The organism is Terrabacter lapilli (genome assembly GCF_039531305.1).
GTDB classification, from domain to species: domain Bacteria; phylum Actinomycetota; class Actinomycetes; order Actinomycetales; family Dermatophilaceae; genus Terrabacter; species Terrabacter lapilli.
Genome location: NZ_BAAAPU010000008.1, coordinates 40,991 through 55,039, shown reverse-complemented (window position 1 = coordinate 55,039; position 14,049 = coordinate 40,991). Strand labels below are relative to the sequence as shown.

The 14,049-nt window shown below is 73.4% G+C and carries 7 protein-coding genes and 1 pseudogene; 3 read left to right on the top strand and 5 right to left on the bottom strand.

Annotated features, from left to right (window positions below; translation table 11 throughout):
* Positions 1-954, bottom strand: a 954-nt coding sequence (locus tag ABD241_RS13940; protein ID WP_344063713.1) for a DMT family transporter, incomplete at its 3' end; no start/stop codon positions are given.
* A gap of 72 nt (positions 955-1,026) precedes the next feature.
* Complete coding sequence (locus ABD241_RS13935; RefSeq protein ID WP_344063710.1) at positions 1,027-3,852, bottom strand: FAD-binding and (Fe-S)-binding domain-containing protein; 2,826 nt, start codon at positions 3,850-3,852, stop codon at positions 1,027-1,029.
* On the opposite strand from ABD241_RS13935, the gene ABD241_RS13930 reads away from it, so the two are divergent.
* A complete protein-coding gene (locus ABD241_RS13930; RefSeq protein WP_344063707.1) occupies positions 3,851-4,549 on the top strand; it encodes a GntR family transcriptional regulator in 699 nt (232 codons plus the stop codon). The two genes, ABD241_RS13935 and ABD241_RS13930, sit on opposite strands and share 2 nt — an antisense overlap.
* A gap of 149 nt (positions 4,550-4,698) precedes the next feature.
* Positions 4,699-5,973 (top strand): annotated as a pseudogene (gene serA / locus ABD241_RS13925) (phosphoglycerate dehydrogenase); the annotation flags it as partial.
* Between the two features lie 74 nt (positions 5,974-6,047).
* Here the strand turns inward: serA and ABD241_RS13920 are convergent.
* Together ABD241_RS13920 and ABD241_RS13915 are read right to left on the bottom strand one after the other, a co-directional pair.
* Positions 6,048-7,571 carry a CYTH and CHAD domain-containing protein gene (locus ABD241_RS13920; protein WP_344063704.1) on the bottom strand — a complete coding sequence of 508 codons (1,524 nt, stop codon included), beginning with the start codon at positions 7,569-7,571 and terminating at the stop codon, positions 6,048-6,050.
* Between the two features lie 92 nt (positions 7,572-7,663).
* Entirely contained in the window at positions 7,664-9,733 is a 2,070-nt protein-coding gene (locus ABD241_RS13915) for a transglycosylase domain-containing protein (protein WP_344063701.1), read from the bottom strand.
* Positions 9,734-9,851: 118 nt separating this feature from the next.
* Here ABD241_RS13915 and ABD241_RS13910 point away from each other — a divergent pair, with 118 nt between their 5' ends.
* On the top strand, positions 9,852-11,462 hold the full coding sequence (locus ABD241_RS13910; protein WP_344063698.1) for an Hsp70 family protein: 1,611 nt from the start codon (positions 9,852-9,854) through the stop codon (positions 11,460-11,462).
* A 20-nt stretch (positions 11,463-11,482) separates the two neighbouring features.
* On the opposite strand, the gene ABD241_RS13905 is transcribed toward ABD241_RS13910, so the two are convergent.
* A complete protein-coding gene (locus ABD241_RS13905) occupies positions 11,483-13,942 on the bottom strand; it encodes a SpoIIE family protein phosphatase (protein ID WP_344063695.1) in 2,460 nt (819 codons plus the stop codon).
* Between the last annotated feature and the right edge of the window lie 107 nt (positions 13,943-14,049).

Genomic DNA, 14,049 nt, shown 5'->3' with positions numbered 1-14,049 from the left:
ACCCAGCAGGAGGTAGCCCAGGATCACCGACACGACCGGGATCACGTAGGTCACGAGGGAGCCGACCTGCTGGCCCACCGCGCGCACCACATCGAACTGCAGCAGGTAGGCGACGCCGGTGCCCAGGACGCCGAGCGTCAGGAGGGAGAGCACCGGCTGCGCCCAGCCACCCGTGCCACCGGCGACCGCCGACCACGGCGCCGCGAAGGTGCTGCGGTGCAGGACCCACCAGGTGAGGAGGACGACGAGCATCTGCGCGGAGGCGACGAGGAGCAGGGCCGCGGGCAGCTGCAGCCCGCCGAGGTCCTCCCTGGCGAGATGCTTGCGTACCCAGGTCCAGCCGATGCCGTAGGAGGCGCCGGCAACGAGGGTGAAGGCGAAGCCCAGCAGGTCCGGTCGTCCGGCTGCCTGCCACGGCTGCGCGATGACGAGCACGCCGAGGAAACCGACGCCGACCGCGACGACCTTGCGGCCCGGCAGCCGCTCCGCCGGCAGCAGCGCCGCGGTGGCCAGCACCGTCACCATCGGCGTCGTGGCGTTGCCGATGCCCGCCAGCGCGGAGGCGACTCGCTCCTCGCCGAGCGGGAACAGCGTGAACGGCAGGGAGGCCAGGAGCAGGCCCACGACGAGCAGGTGCGCCCACACCCGTCGCGACCGGGGCAGGCGGCCGCCGACGAGGTGCAGCAGCAGCGTTACCGTGACGGCGCCGAGGAGGATGCGGCCCGTGGCGATCTGGATCGGGGCGAACCAGCGCAGCGCGTACTTCATGAGCAGGAAGCTCGAGCCCCAGATCAGTGCCAGCGCGCCGAACTTGACCTGCCACGGCAGCGCCCGACGCTGCGTCGCGGTCCCACCCTGCGCGACGGTGGCCGGCGCGGCGACGATGTCAGGGGCGGTGTCAGGGGCGGTGTCAGGGGCGATGTCGGTGGGGCTGGGGACGACGGGATCGGGCACGGGCAAACCGTAGACCGGGCCACCGGCACCCGGTCCTGCATTTTCCGCACCGCGGCGTCCGCCTCGGGGGCGTCAGCCCCTGTCGGCCTCCCGGGCCCCGTCGAGCAGCTGGGCGAGGTGCAGCCCGCGCCGGTCGCGCAGGTCGGCGATCTGGGTGCGGCAGGAGAAGCCGTCGGCGAGCACGACGGCCTCCGGGGCGGCGTCGATCGCGGGCAGCAGGTTCTGGTCGGCGACCGCGAGCGACACGTCGTGGTGGCCGATCTCGACGCCGAAGTTGCCGGCGAGCCCGCAGCACCCCGCCAGCCTTGTGACGCGCGCGCCCGTGTCGGCCAGCAGGTCCGCGTCCGCCTTCCAGCCGAGGACGGCGTGGTGGTGGCAGTGCGGCTGGGCGATGATCTCGGTCCCGCTGAGGTCGGGCGGCGTCCAGCCGGGCGTCTCGGCGAGCAGCTCCGCGAGCGTGCGGACCTGGGACGACACCGCGACCGCGTCCTCGTCGCCGGGCAGCAGCTCGTGGACGTCCGAGCGCAGCACCGCAGTGCAGGACGGCTCGATGCCGACGATCGGCACCCCGGCGCGCGCATCGGGGGCCAGCGCCGCGACGGTTCGGCGCAGGATGGTCTTCGCGGAGTCGAGCTGCCCGGTGGTGATCCAGGTGAGCCCGCAGCACACCGAGCCGCTCGGCAGGCGTGGCTCGTATCCCGCGTCACGCAGCACGCGCACGGTCGCCTCGGCGACCTCCGGGGAGAAGGAGTCGGAGAACGAGTCGGCAAAGAGGACAACGGGTTTCAGGTCGGAGCGGCGCGGGGTGAAGGTGCGCCTGAAGGGCCGGTCCGGGAAGGCCGGGATGGAGCGGCGCCCGTCCACGCCGGCCAGCCAGAGCGCCGCCGGTCCGACGAGGGGCAGCGCCAGCGCGCGGTTGGCGACCTTGGGCATGCGGCCGGCGAGCCGTGCCCACATCGGCAGCCTGCCGAGCGTGTAGTGCGAGCGCGGCCGAAGGCGGCGCCGGTAGGTCTGGTGCAGCACCTCCGACTTGTAGGTGGCCATGTCGATGCCTGTGGGGCAGTCCGAGGCGCAGCCCTTGCACGAGAGGCACAGGTCGAGGGAGTCGTGGACCGAGGGGTGCGACCAGGCCAGCTCGCCCCGGACGACCTCCTGCAGGACACGGGCGCGGCCGCGGGTGGAGTCCTTCTCCTCGCGGGTGGCGAGGTACGACGGGCACATGACGCCGCCGGCCGCGGAGTTGTCGGCCCGGCACTTGCCGACCCCGGTGCAGCGGTGCACGGCCTGGGCCAGGTCGCCGTGGTCGTGGGGGTAGGCCATCGCCAGGTTGCGGACCGGGAAGCGGCCGGCCGGTCGCACGTCCGCGTCGACCGGGTCGGGGTCGACGAGCACGCCGGGGTTGAGCAGGTTGCCCGGGTCGAAGGCGTGCTTGATCCCGCCGAAGAGCGAGATCGCGTCTGCGGAGTACATGTGCGGCAGCAGCTCGGAGCGGGCCCGTCCGTCGCCGTGCTCCCCGGACAGTGACCCACCGAACCCGCCCACCAGCCGGGCGGACTCGGTGAGGAACTCGCGCATGACCCTCGTGCCGTCCGGCTGGTCGAGCGGCAGGTCGAGCCGCACGTGCATGCACCCGTCGCCGAAGTGGCCGAACGGAGCCGACGTCATCCCGTAGGAGCCGACGAGCTCGTCGAACGCGGCGAGGTACTCCCCCAGACGGTCCGGCGGCACCGCAGCGTCCTCCCACCCGGGCCACGCCGGCTTGCCCGACGGCGCGCGACCGGCGAGGCCGGCGCCGTCCTCACGGATGCGCCACAGTCGTGCCTGCACGACGGGGTCCTCGACGACCTCGGCGTCGTCGGCGAGTCCCTCCCCCGCCAGCCGCAGGGCACGGGCCGCGACCTCGGCGAGCTCCTCGCCGGCGAACTCCACGAACAGCCAGGCCCGCCCACGCGGCAGGGGCGGGATGGCGTCGGGTCCGCGGCGGGCGCGCAGCACGTCGATGAGCCGCGAGTCGAGGCCCTCGCACGACGTCGGGCCGTGCGCGACGACGGCCGGCGCGGCGCGCCCTGCGGTGACGATGTCGGGGAAGCCGAGCACGACGACGACCCGCACGGGAGCGTCGACGACGAGCTTCACGGTGGCCTGCGTGATGACCCCGAGCGTCCCCTCCGAGCCGACGAGCGCCTGGGTCAGGTCGAAGCGCTCCGGCAGCAGGTGGTGCGCTGCGTAGCCGGAGACCTGGCGGCCGAACCGGTCGAACTCGGTGCGCGCCGTCGACAGGTGCCGCGACATCACGGCACGCACCCCGGAGACCACGTCGTCGGCACCGCGGGCGAACGGCACACCTCCCTCGTCGTAGCCGGTGGTGAGGGTCTGGCCGGCCGCCGTCAGCAGCTCGAGCCCGGCGACGTTGTCGGAGGTGCGGCCGTACGCGAGCGAGCGCGACCCGCACGCGTTGTTGCCGATCATCCCGCCGATCGTGCAGCGCGGGTGCGTGGACGGGTCGGGGCCGAAGCGTATGCCGTGTGGCGCGGCCGCCTTCTGCAGCACCGCGTGGACGGTGCCCGGCTCCACCACGGCCGTACGCGTCTCGGGGTCGACCGAGAGGACGCGGCCCAGGTGCCGGGAGAAGTCGAGGACCACGCCCCGCCCGACCGCGTTGCCGGCCACCGACGTGCCGGCTCCGCGCGAGGTGACCGGGATGCCGGTCTCGCGGGCCACGGCCAGGGTGGCCGCCACCTCGTCGACGTGGCGCGGGCGGACGACCGCGAGCGGGGGGATGCGGTAGAGGGAGGCGTCGGACGAGTACATGCCGCGGGTGCCGGCGTCGGCGCGCACCTCGAGCCCGGCGCGTTCCAGCGCCCCCACCACATCAGCCACGTCCACCATGCGTAACATGTTACTCATGGTCCAGCTCGCGCTCCCCGACGGCGCACCCTCACTGGCGGAAGCCGTCGTGGGCGCCGTCCGGTCGGGCATCACCGCGGGAGAGCTCCTCCCCGACGAGACCTACTCCGTCTACCAGCTGGCGGACCTCCTCGGCGTCTCGCGCAGCCCGGTGCGCGAGGCCCTCCTGCGCCTGGCCGAGGCGGGGCTGGTCCGGATCGACCGCAACCGAGGGTTCCGGGTGCTCACCCCGCTGGCGCACGACATCGAGGAGATCTTCGACATCCGCCTCGCCCTCGAGCCGATCGCGGCCCGACGCGCTGCGGAGCACGCCACCGACGACCAGCGCGCGGAGGTCCGCGACGCCTTCGAGGCGATGCGCGCGGCGACGGACGACGAGGCGAGGTTCTGGGTGGCCGACCACGCCGTCCACGACTCGCTGCTGCGCGCCGGGGGCAACCAGCGCGCCGCCACGATCATCGAGCGGCTGCGCGCCACGACCGCCCTGCTCGGACCGCCCACGACGACGGCCGGGCGCACCCTGGCCGAGATCCGCGATGAGCACGAGCCGATCATCACCGCGATCCTGCGGCGCGACGGCGACGCAGCGGAGCAGGCCATGCGTCAGCACCTCGAGCACACCGGCCGCCTGCTGGCCCGGAGCCTGGCCGGGCGCCCCGCGACCACCCCGTCTTCCGCCGAGCCCTGACCGTCCTCGCCGCTCCCCCGGAGGCCGCCCTGCCGTCTCACACACTGCACGGGCGAGCGCCCGCGCCGCCGTCTGGGGCACCCTTGGGACCGGCCTGAACCGAGCAGCACCCAGCCGGCGACCGACCAACACCCGACCAGCACCCGACCAGCAACCGATCGCAACCAACGAGCACGGGCCTCCCGCAGCAGGCGAGGACCCTGAGGAGACAAAACGTGAAGGTACTCCTGCTGGAGAACGTCCACCCCGTCGCAGCGGAGGCGTTCCGCCGTCACGGCTTCGACGTCGAGGTCCGGCCCGGGTCGCTGGGCGAGGCGGATCTCATCGAGGCGCTGGCCGGAGTCTCCGTGCTCGGGATCCGGTCCAACACCAAGGTCACCCGCGCGGTCCTCGACGCGGCTGCCCACCTGCGCGCCATCGGCTGCTTCTGCATCGGCACGAACCAGGTCGACCTCGGCCACGCGACCGACCGTGGCATCGCCGTCTTCAACGCCCCGTTCTCCAACACGCGCAGCGTCGTCGAGCTCGTCATCGGCGAGATCCTCGCCCTGGCCCGGCGGCTCCCGGAGAAGACGCAACGCATGCACGACGGGGTCTGGGACAAGTCCGCCAAGGGCAGCTACGAGACCCGCGGCCGGACCCTCGGCATCGTCGGCTACGGCAACATCGGCACCCAGCTGTCCAACGTCGCCGAGGCCATCGGCATGCGCGTCGTCTTCTACGACACCGCAGACCGCCTGGCGCACGGCAACGCCCGCCGCATGGGCTCGCTCGAGGAGCTGCTCGAGGAGTCCGACGTCGTCAGCCTCCACGTCGACGGGCGCCCCGGGAACGCCGGCCTCTTCGGTCCCGAGCAGTTCGCCCGGATGAAGCGCGGCTCGGTGTTCATCAACGCCTCGCGCGGCATGGTGGTCGACGACCTGGCCCTGCGCGAGCACATCCTCAGCGGCCACCTCTCGGGTGCCGCGATCGACGTCTTCCCCGTCGAGCCCAAGGCGCAGGGCGACCTCTTCGAGTCGCCGCTGCGCGGCCTGGACAACGTCATCCTCACGCCGCACGTCGGCGGGTCGACCGAGGAGGCCCAGGAGGAGATCGGCACGTTCGTCGCGACGAAGCTGACGGCATACATCGCGACGGGGGCGACGGCCCTGTCGGTCAACCTCCCCGACGTGGCGCCGGCGCCCCCCGAGGGCGGCTTCCGGATGGCTCTGCTGCACCGCAACGTCCCCGGCGTGCTGGCCGCCATCAACAACACGCTCGCGTCGGCGGGGGCCAACATCGTCGGCCAGTCGCTCGCCACGCGGGGTGAGCACGGCTACGTCGTGACCGACACCGACGTGCCCCTGGCGCCCGAGACGCTCGAGTCGCTGCGCCACGTCGCGGAGGCCGTTCACCTCGAGGCGTGGTACGGCCGCCCCGAGTGACCGACGGCGCGCCGGCGGCATGCCCGCGCGCCGTCCCGGATATGCCGCACGGGCCTCGCCGTGGCGGCGCCCTGCTACCGCTCCCAGCGACGCACCTGCTTCTTGGCGAACTTCCTCCAGAGCGCGGCGAAGTCGGCCTCGGCCCGGTCGGCCCGCGCTTGCTCCAAGGCGTGCAGGCGTCCGAAGGTGAAGGCGTTCTCCCCGGCGAGGTGGGCCTGCATGCCCAGCTCGCGCAGCCGCTCCCGCGCGACGACGGTGTCCTGGTGGATCCCGAGGGTCTCCTGCACCTTCTTGGTGTCGGAGGCGAGCGACCGGGCGCGCTTGCGCAGCACCGGCACGGCCGACTCGGCGGCATACCTCAGCCGCTTGGCCTTCTTGCGGGCCTCGTGGAACGCGACGTCGCGATCTGCCCCGTCGACGGCGGCCTCGACGGCCTCGACGGCGCGACGGAGACGCTTCACGTCCCGCGCAAGCAGGCCGGGCATGACGTCGGCGGCCACGCGGTCGTCGTCGGCGACGAGCGGCGGGGAGGCGACCAGCTCCTCCAGGCAGTCGAGCAGCCGGACGTAGCGGTCGCTGTCCAGGGCGCGCTCGGCCGCCTCGCGGCCACTGGCGTAGGCGGCGCCGAGCTCCTCGTCGAGGCGCGTCTGCACCGATCCCACCACGAGCTCCGCCGGCTCGGCGGCGAGCACCTCGTGCAGGTGCTCGCGCAGGACCTGGGCGTCACGGGCCTGTGCGAACTCCTCCCCCAGCCAGCGCAGCTCCTCACGCACCGGGTCCGTCACCGTCGTGTCCAGCAGCGGCCTGAAGGTCGTCAGCGCCGAGCGCAGCCGCCGCGCGGCGATGCGCACGCGGTGCACGGCCTCCCGGCGCCCGGCCCGAACCCCGGCATCCTGGTCCAGCAGGCGCTCCAGGTGCTGCCCCAGCTGTGCGCTCAGCAGCTGCCGGACGGTCAGGTCGTCGGCGTCCGTGGACTCGAGCGGCGACGTCACGGCCGCCGGTTCGCCCAGGACGCGCGCGAGCTTCGAGCGGACGGCAGCCGTTGTGGCGCCGGCGTCCAGCAGCCGTCGCTCGACGGCATCGAGCAGCTCCGTGGAGCCGTCGACGAGCTCGACCTCCCACTCGCGCCACACCAGCTCCTCGCGGTCGTCGCCCAGGCGCTGGGCCTGCACGCTGTCGTCCGTGGCAAGCGCCAGGACCGAGCCGGCCGGGTCGTGGAGCGGGTACTCGCGCCGGTTCGTCCGCACGGTGGCGACGGGCTCGAGGGTCCGGCCTCGCGTGACCGAGCGGACTCTCGTGCCAAGGCTTTCCGGGACCTCGCGCTCATCGCCGAGCGGCTCGTGCAGCTCCGTTCGGGTGTCCCCGTGGGCCGGGAGCTTGAGGTGCCACCCCTCGTCAGCGCCGCCGGTCCGACGCCGCAGGGTCACTCCCCGGCGGGCGAGGTCGAGGCCGGACGTGTCGAAGTAGACGGCCTCCAGGCGGTGCTCGACGGGCTGGCCGACGGCGTCGACGCCTTCCGCCTCGGCGAGGTTCGGGAAGACCGTCGCCGCGTCGATGTCGTACTTGCGCTCGGTCTCGTCGTGGTGTGAAGCGCCCATGACCTGATCCTCGCTCAAGAACGGCCCCTGTGAGGTCGTCAGCGACAGACCGGCCCGACACGTCCACCTGACCAGCGGGAGCCGTCAGCGGGTCACGGCATGGGCAGGGCCGGCTGGCCGGCGAGGGCGGCATCCATGATCCGACGCCAGATCGGCGCAGCGAAGCAGGCGCCGGTCATCGCGGTGCAGCTCTTGCCGGCCATCGAGACGTCGAACATCCGCCGCGTCTGGTCCACCGGGTTGCCGACCCACACCGCGGTCGCCAGCTGCGGGGTGTAGCCGACGAACCACGACTGCGCGTTGCCGTCGGCGGTGCCGGTCTTGCCCGCCGACGGCCGGCCGGCGAGCTGGTTGAGGATGCCGGAGCCGTGGGTCATGTTGTACATCAGGTACTGCGTCGCCTGGCTCACGGCGCCGGCGTCGGCGACCCGTGCGCACGACGGGGGCGGCGCGAAGAGCACCGTGCCGCCCTGCGTGATGCTCGTGACGGGCCGGGTGCGGCACAGCACGCCCCCCGCGGCGATCGCGGCATACGCGTTCGCGAGCGTCTGCGGGGACACCTGCTGCGCGCCGAGGACGACCTGCGGCGGGTAGGTGCCGATGGGAGCGCCGCTCGCGTCGTGCATGCCGAACGCCGTCATCGTCTGGTGGATCGCGCAGACCCCGATCCTGATCGCGAGCGCCACGAAGGCGGTGTTGGTCGACTTGGCCGTGGCGGTCATCAGGGGCATGGTCCCGCCGCCCCAGGCCTCGTCGTTGTAGACCTTCCAGCTGCTGTAGAGGCCGCACGGCTGGGGGAACTGGCTGCGGCTGAAGGTCGCCGCCTGGTGGGGGCCCGCCGCGGGGGCGTCGACGGACGCGTTCGTGCCGAGCCCCTGCTCCATCGCGGTGACGAGCGAGAACGCCTTGGCCGTCGAGCCGAACTGGAACCCGCGCGACCCGCCGTAGGCGGTGTCGACCGAGTAGTCGACCTCCGTCTGCCCCGAGCTCGCCGAGGTGCCGTATGCCGTGTCCTGGCCGATCGCGAGCACGTTGCCGGTGCCGGGCTGGGTCACGTAGGCCGCTGCCGCGACTCCCAGCGCGTTGTTCGTCGGCGCGACGGCGCGCAGCGCGTCGTTGGCGTCCTTCTCGACGGACGGGTCGAGGGTCGTGTGGACCGTGAGGCCGCCGCGGAAGAGCAGGTCGTGCCGGGCCTGACGGGTGGGACCGAGCTCGGGCTGCTGCTCGAGCCAGCCGATCACGAAGGAGCAGAAGTAGGGGTAGCGCGAGGACGCGCACGTGGCGGGTGCATAGGTGACGTGCAGGTCGGCCGTGAGTGGCCTGCGCAGGGCCGCCCGCCACGCGGCGGTGGTGACGAGACCCAGCTCGTGCATGCGTCCGAGCACGACGTCGCGCCGGGCGAGCGCCTCCTCGGGGTGGCGGACCGGGTCGGTGGTGCTCGGGCTCTGCACGAGGCCCGCGAGGGTCGCCGCCTCGGGCAGGGTGAGCTCGCTGGCGTGCACGCCGAAGTAGTGCAGGGCGGCGGCCTCCACGCCGTAGGCTCCGTCGCCGTAGTAGGCGAGGTTGAGGTAGCCCTCTAGGATCTGGTCCTTGCTCCACGTGCGCTCGAGCCCCGCGGCGTACCGCAGCTCGGTCAGCTTGCGTGGGAGGGTCTTGGCGACTGCGGCGTCGGCCGCGGCGTTCCTGCCCTCGCGCAGGGCCTGGTCCTGCAGCGTCAGCTTGACGAACTGCTGCGTCAGCGTCGAGGCGCCCTCGCTCGCCGTCCCGGTGCGCACGTCGTCGATCACCGCCCGGGTCAGGCCGGTCAGGTCGATCGCGCCGTGGGTGTAGAAGCGGCTGTCCTCGATGGCGACCTGCGCCTCTCGCATGACCGGCGCGACCCGGCTCAGCGGGACGACACGACGGTCCTGGTCCTGCGGCGTGGCGATGACCGAGCCGTCGGCGGCCAGGATCTGTGAGCCCTGCTGCAGCTGCTGCACCGTGAAGGTGCTCGGCAGCGACATGAACGTGTCGTCCCCCACGGCCGTCAGCCGGCCCACGGCGATCACCGACGGCACGGAGAGGCCGGCGCCCAGCACGCCGAGCACGACGGCAGCCACCACGAAGGCGGCGAGGAGCGGCACGATCCGGTGCAGTCCCCGCCTGGGAGGAGCACTCACCACGCCTTCGACGGTAGGCACGGTCACTGGGCGCTGTCTGGGGTTCGGCTGGGCTGGACCCGGCCGATCCGGCATCCGGGCCAGAGTCCGCGGCGTGACGTGGGCCACCTAGCCTTGGGTCATGGATCTCGGCCTGGACTTCGGCACGACGCACACCGTGGTCGCCCACGCCGACCGGGGGAACTACCCGGTGGTGGCGTTCCTCGACGAGGACGGCGACGCGCGCGACCACTTCCCCTCCGTCGTCGCGGACGACGGGGGCACGCTGGTCTACGGCTTCGCGGCGCTCGAGGCTGCCCGACGCGGTATGCCGTCGTCCCGCTCCTTCAAGCGTCTGCTCGCCGAGCCACGCGTGACCGCCGACACGCTGATGCTCATCGGGGAGCGCGAGGTGCCGCTCTTCGGCGTGCTGACCGGGCTCTTCTCGGCGGTGCTCGAGGCCCTCCGGACGTCCTCGAGCATCGAGGGCCGGCTGGACGGGAGCACGCGGCCACGCGCCATGCTCGGCGTGCCGGCGCAGGCGGGGAGCGCGCAGCGGTTCCTCACGCTGGAGGCCTGCCGGCACGCCGGCTTCGAGGTGGCCGGGCTGGTCAACGAGCCGTCGGCCGCGAGCTTCGAGTTCGCCCACCGGCAGGCGCGCTCCATCACCTCCCGGCGCGACCTCGTCATCGTCTACGACCTCGGCGGCGGCACCTTCGACGCGTCGTTGCTGCGCCTCTCCGGGACCCGGCACGAGGTGCTCGACTCCTTCGGCGTCAACCGGCTCGGTGGCGACGACTTCGACGAGGCCCTCGCCGAGGCCGCCCTGCAGGTGGCGGGCCGCTCGCGCACGGAGCTGCCGGAGGCCTCGTGGGGGGCCCTGCTCGAGGACTGCCGGGAGGCCAAGGAGCGCATCGGCCCGCAGTCCCGGCGGGTCGTCGTGGAGGTGCCGGCGGCCGGTGCCGCGGCGTCGACCTCCGCGACCGTGCCCGTCGACGAGTTCTACGCGGCGGTCACCCCCCTGGTCGAGGCGACGACCGAGGCGATGGAGCCGCTCGTGCAGTCGCTGGGGTCCCCCGACAAGGACGGCGAGGAGCTCCAGGGCGTGGCCGGCATCTACATCGTCGGCGGCGCGAGCGGCCTGCCGCTGGTCCCCCGGATGCTGCGCTCACGGTTCGGCCGCCGCGTGCACCGCTCCCCGATGCCGAGCGCGTCGACGGCGGTCGGCCTGGCCATCGCCGCCGACCCCGACGGCGGGTTCTCGCTGCGCGACCGGCTCTCGCGCGGGTTCGGTGTCTTCCGGGAGCGCGAGGCCGGGGCCGCCGTGTCGTTCGACCCCGTGCTGGACCGCTCCCTCCGCACCGCCGAGGCGCTCGGCGAGACGGCGTCGCCCGAGCCGGTGGTGGTGACGCGTCGCTACCAGGCCGCCCACAACATCGGCTGGTTCCGCTTCGTCGAGTACTCGTCGGTCGACGACCAGGGCGAGCCCCGCGGCGACATCGCGCCGGTGGCCGAGATCGTCTTCCCCTTCGACCCACAGCTGCAGCAGGCGGTCGACGGGAGCACGGCCGGCACGGCAGCCACGGCCGGCACGGCGTCTGGACCGTCGCTCCTGCAGGACGCCCGCATCGTCCGCATGGACGCCGGCCCGCTGCTCGAGGAGCGCTACACCGTCGACCCGGCCGGCATCATCGAGCTGTCGCTGACGGACCTGACCACCGGTTACCGGCAGGAGCACGTCTTCCAGGTCTGAGCCGACGGGTGCCCGGACGGTCAGGTGAGCCGGACGGCGAGCATGCAGACGTCGTCGGCCCGGGTCGACTCGTCGAGGAGCTCCTGCTCGGCGATGCGGCAGAGGTCGTCGGCGGTGTCTGCGGTGCTGTCGGTCATGGCGCTCACCAGGGCGGAGAGCCCCTCGTCGAGCGACTGCGACCGGTTCTCGATGAGCCCGTCGCTGTAGAGCAGCAGGCCGCCCGGGCGCGTCAACGTGCGCTCCGCCCACGCGTACTCCGTCGAGGGGACAGCGCCGAGCACGAGACCTCCCGCGGAGTCCAGCAGCGTCGGGACGCCGGCACCTATCGCCAGCGGCGGTGGATGGCCGGCGTTCGCGTACGTCAGCTGCCCCGTCCTGAGGTCGAGCCGGGCGTAGAAGACGGTCGCCAGCGTGTCCGGCAGCAGGCGCCGTACGGCGCTGTTCGTCCGGGCGAGGACGGTGCTGGGGTCCGAGTCGTCGACGGCGTATGCGCGGAGGGCGTTGCGGACCTGCCCCATCGCCGAGGCCGAGCCGATGTCGTGGCCGACGACGTCGCCGATGACGAGGGCGAGGCGGTTCTCGTCGACGGGGAACGCGTCGTACCAGTCGCCGCCGACCTTCGCTCCTTCGGTGGCCGGCAGGTAGCGGACCGCGAGGTCCAGCCCGGGCAGTCTCGGCAGGGCCCCGGGCAGCACGGCCCGCTGGAGCGTCTCGGCGACGCTGTGGTCCCGGGCGAAACCCTCGACGTTCGCGAGGCCCGCGCTGAGCCGGCGACCGAGCTCCTCGACGACCTCGAGGTCGTTGCCGGCGAACGGGGTGCGGTCGCCGCTGCGGCCCACGAGCAGCAGACCCACGCGCTTGGCGTGGCTGGTGAGGGGCACGGTGATCAGGCTGTTGGCCGACAGCCCCTCCAGCACCCCGGCGAGGCGGGTACCCGGGGAGACCCATGCCCCGAGGGGGGCCTCCTGAGGGCGGAGCAGCTGCCCGGTCGGGGCCGCGAAGGCTGTCTCGAGGGTGACTCCCGGACCCACGACGCACTCGTCCCGCACCCCGAGCCCCTCGAGCAGCGGCCGGCACTCGGGCTGCACGAGCTCGGCGGCGACGACCGCGAGCCCTCCGCCCGGATCAGCGAGGACGACCGCCGAGAAGTCGCCCAGCGCCGGCACGACGAGGCCGGTCGCGTGCTGCAGCATCTGGCGCCGGTCATGGGTCGCCGCCACCACGGCACCGGCACGGAGCAGCAGGCTCAGCCGCTCCTCGACGCGCTCCGCCTGTGCCCGGGCCGCCTCGGCGGCCGCGTGCAGCCGCGTCCGCTCGGCCTCGGCCGCGCGCCGTTCCGACTGGTCGAGCACGAAGGTGATCCACTGGAGCGGCTCGTGGCCGATGACGGCGGCGCCGAGGAGGATCGGCACCCGGTGCCCGTCCGCGTGCAGGAGCTCCTTCTCGAACGGGCGGCACGAGCCGGTCGCGCGCAGCTGCTCGATGGCGTCGGCGTCGGCCGGCACCCACTCGGCCGGCGTCATCTCGGGCCAGCGGATGTGACCGGCCGCGAGGTCCTCGGGCGTGTAGCCCACCATGCGCAGGAAGGCCGAGTTGGCGTCGAAGATCCGGGTCTCGTCCGCCGTCACGATGCCCAGCACGTCGGCGTCGCGCAGGCGCCCGATGAGCTGGTCCCGTTCCCTCAGCGCCGCGGCCGTCCGCTTCTCCCGCGTCACGTCGTCGAACATCGCGTAGACCCGGCGAGGCAGCCCGTCCGGGCCGAAGCTGTCCGGGACCGCAGTGACCGACAGCCATCGCCGCTCCCCGGTCCGGCCGTGCCTGACACCCATCACCCGGGCGCGCACCGTGGTCCCGGTGCGCAACGCCACCATGGCCGGGTGCTCCGCGCCGGGGAAGGGACGGCCGTCCTCGCGCACGGCGTTCCAGCTCTCGCCGCTCGGGCTGAGACCGACGAGCTGCTCGGGATCGACACCGAGCATCTGCCCTGCGGCCGGGTTCGCGGCGGTGATCACACCCTCCGGGCCGTGGTAGACCACGCCCTGCAGCATCGTCCGGAACAGGCTCTGGTAGCGCTCCTGGGTCTCCCGCAGCTGGACGGTGAGCTGCTCGAGCCGCTGCTTGCCACGCACGTGGTCGGTGACGTCGGCGGCCTGGACGAGCACGCCGACCGGCGTCCCTCCGGCACCGCGCACGGGCTGGTAGACGAAGTCGACGAACAGCTCGTTCGGCGTCCCGGCGCTGTCGACGACCACGACTCGTGCCTCACTGCCGCGGTACGGCTCGCCGGTCCGCAGCACCTGGTCCAGCAGCTCGAAGTAGCCCTGGCCCTGCACCTCGGGCAGAGCTCCACGGATGGGCCTGCCCTCGACGTGCCGCCCGCCGACGAGCTGCCGGTAGGCCTCGTTGGCGAACTCGAACCGGTGGTCGGGGCCGCTGAGGTAGGCCACCGCGGTCGGCAGCTCGGACAGCAGCTCGCGCATCAGCTCCAGCCCGACTCCGGGACGGTTGTTCGATACGGGGACCAACGACACCTCTCACCAACGCGCAGCAGGCCCGACGGGCCTGCGGCCTGCCTCGTCCCTGTGGG

Excerpts from the sequence above, each read along its gene's own strand:
- ABD241_RS13930 (WP_344063707.1), top strand. The coding sequence starts at position 3,851 with ATGTTACTCATGGTCCAGCTCGCGCTCCCCGACGGCGCACCCTCACTG.
- ABD241_RS13935 (WP_344063710.1), bottom strand. The coding sequence starts at position 3,852 with ATGTTACGCATGGTGGACGTGGCTGATGTGGTGGGGGCGCTGGAACGC.
- ABD241_RS13920 (WP_344063704.1), bottom strand. The coding sequence starts at position 7,571 with ATGGGCGCTTCACACCACGACGAGACCGAGCGCAAGTACGACATCGAC.
- ABD241_RS13910 (WP_344063698.1), top strand. The coding sequence starts at position 9,852 with ATGGATCTCGGCCTGGACTTCGGCACGACGCACACCGTGGTCGCCCAC.
- ABD241_RS13905 (WP_344063695.1), bottom strand. The coding sequence starts at position 13,942 with ATGCGCGAGCTGCTGTCCGAGCTGCCGACCGCGGTGGCCTACCTCAGC.